Here is a 2,275-nt window from a genome sequence, read left to right on the forward strand (position 1 = left end):
CCATTTCCCCACTTCCCCACTTTCCCATCATCCCCTCTATATAAATATGAAACTACTATCAATAAAGTTATGTAATTTTCGACAATTTTATGGTAAGACTCCTGAGATACATTTAGCGGCGAGTTCTCGCAATACGACGGTAATTTATGGCAATAATGGGGCAGGAAAAACAACAATTTTAAATGCTTGTACCTGGGTACTTTATGAAAAATTTACAGCAGCTTTTGCCGAACCAGAGTTATTAGTTAATAAACGGGCAATTACCGAAGTAACCACGGGAACTTCCATAGAATGTTCCGCAGAAGTAAACTTTGAACATGAAAATAAACGCTATCAGGTAAAACGAAAATTTTTCGCCTACCAAGATATAAATAGTAAAATTAAATACGGTTCAAATAGTTTATATATGCTCTACGCTGGTGATGATGGTAATTGGTACACACCTAATCAACCACCGGAGGATATTATTAATCAAATTTTACCCGAAAGTTTACACCGTTATTTCTTTTTTGATGGCGAATATATCGATCATCAATTTCGTAGTAGCAGCCAAGGTAAAATCGCTGAAGATACAAAGGAATTATTGGGAGTTAAAGTATTAGATCGAGCGATCGAGCATTTAAAAAAAGCTAAGAAATCTTTGCAAGATGATCTTAAAGATTTAGGTGAATCGGATTTAAAAAAGTTATTAAAACAGGAAAGTAAAATTGAGCAGGATTTCGAGAAATTAAAACAGCGTCAGCAGGATATTATTAGCCAGTTATCCCAGCAGGAAGAATTAAAAAAAGCCGTTACTAATCGCTTACTAGAGTTAAGTGGTGCCGAAGAATTAAAACAGTTAAAAGAAAAATTAGAACAACAGGAAAGAAATCTGCGGCAAGATTTAGTCAGAACTAAGGATAAGTTAAAGAAATTAATTTCTCAGCAAGCTTATCAAGTCTTTTTAAAAGAAATTAATCAAAATTTTCAGCAATTAATTGATCGCCTACGACAACAAGGGGAATTACCCAGTGGTATCAAACAGCAATTTGTCCAACAATTATTAGAGCGGAAAAAATGTATTTGTGGCCAGGAATTACAGGAAAATAGCCAAGCTTATTTACAGGTACAAGATTGGATGAATAAAGCAGGAATGGCCGATGTAGAAGAAGCAGCCATTCGCTTATCTTCCACAGTCAAAGAAATGGATAAAAAAGTCTTAGATTTTTGGCAAGAAGTGGATAATTATCAAGCTAATATTCACCAATGGCGCTTAGAATTATCTTTAGTAGAATCAGAATTAGATGAAGTGCGGGATAAATTTCGCCATTATCCCGATGAAGATATTAAAAATCTGCAATCTCGCTTAGATGCGATCGAGGATTCCCTAAAAGATTTACGCTTGGAACAGGGCAGCAATAAAAATCAACTAGATATCTATGAGAAAGAGTTAGAATCCCTGCAAAAACAGGTACAAAAACAGCAACAAAAAGAGGAAAAATATAATTTAGGACAACGACGTAGTTTAGCGACTCAAGAGGCAATTAATCGCATTAGTGAGGTAAGACAGAGATTAGAAAATCAGTTTCGTTTGTCCCTAGAAAAACGGGTACAGGAAATCTTTAACTCAATTTCTTTTACTCCCTATATTCCCCGTATTAGTCCCGATTACGAGGTAAGACTATTAGAAAATACTACAGTATTCGCAATTCCCGTGGCAGCTTCCACCGGAGAAAATCAGATTCTCAGTTTATCTTTTATCGGGGGAATTATCGATCGAGTGCGAGAATGGAGTCAGAAAAATACCTTGATGGGAATTGATAGCAGCACTTTTCCTATGGTGATGGATTCCCCTTTTGGTAGTCTTGATCATATCTATCGTCGGCAAGTTGCGATCGCTATTCCTAAATTAGCTAATCAGTTAATTGTTTTAGTGACAAAAACTCAATGGAGAGGAGAAGTAGAAACCGAGATTTCTCCCTATATTGGTAAAGAATATGTGTTAGTTTATAATTCTCCGAAAGCAGATTGTCAAGAGGACTTAATTAATCTTCATGGTGTTGATTATTTTCTGGTGAAACGCAGTCCTAATAATTTTGAATATACGGAAATTATCGAAGTTAATCGATTTTCCTCCTGACTGCTAAATGGGTGCATCTCACCTTTGCACAAATACAGACAACCAGCAATTATCAGTGACTCTTAAATTGGTACAAAAATATGAACAATCGCGTGTAAGCATCTCACCGAAAAGCTAATGCGCGAGGGGTTTGGGGACGGCGCTTGCGTCCCCAAC

Annotated in this window: 1 protein-coding gene; it reads left to right on the forward strand. The window is 36.3% G+C overall.

Annotated features, from left to right (window positions below; all coding sequences use genetic code 11):
• Window positions 1–46: 46 nt before the first annotated feature.
• Complete coding sequence (locus IQ234_RS20560) at window positions 47–2,119, forward strand: AAA family ATPase (RefSeq protein WP_193958433.1); 2,073 nt, start codon at window positions 47–49, stop codon at window positions 2,117–2,119.
• The last annotated feature ends 156 nt before the right edge of the window (window positions 2,120–2,275 follow it).

The organism is Microcystis aeruginosa LEGE 91341, assembly GCF_015206885.1.
Taxonomy (GTDB): Bacteria; Cyanobacteriota; Cyanobacteriia; order Cyanobacteriales; family Microcystaceae; genus Microcystis; species Microcystis aeruginosa_H.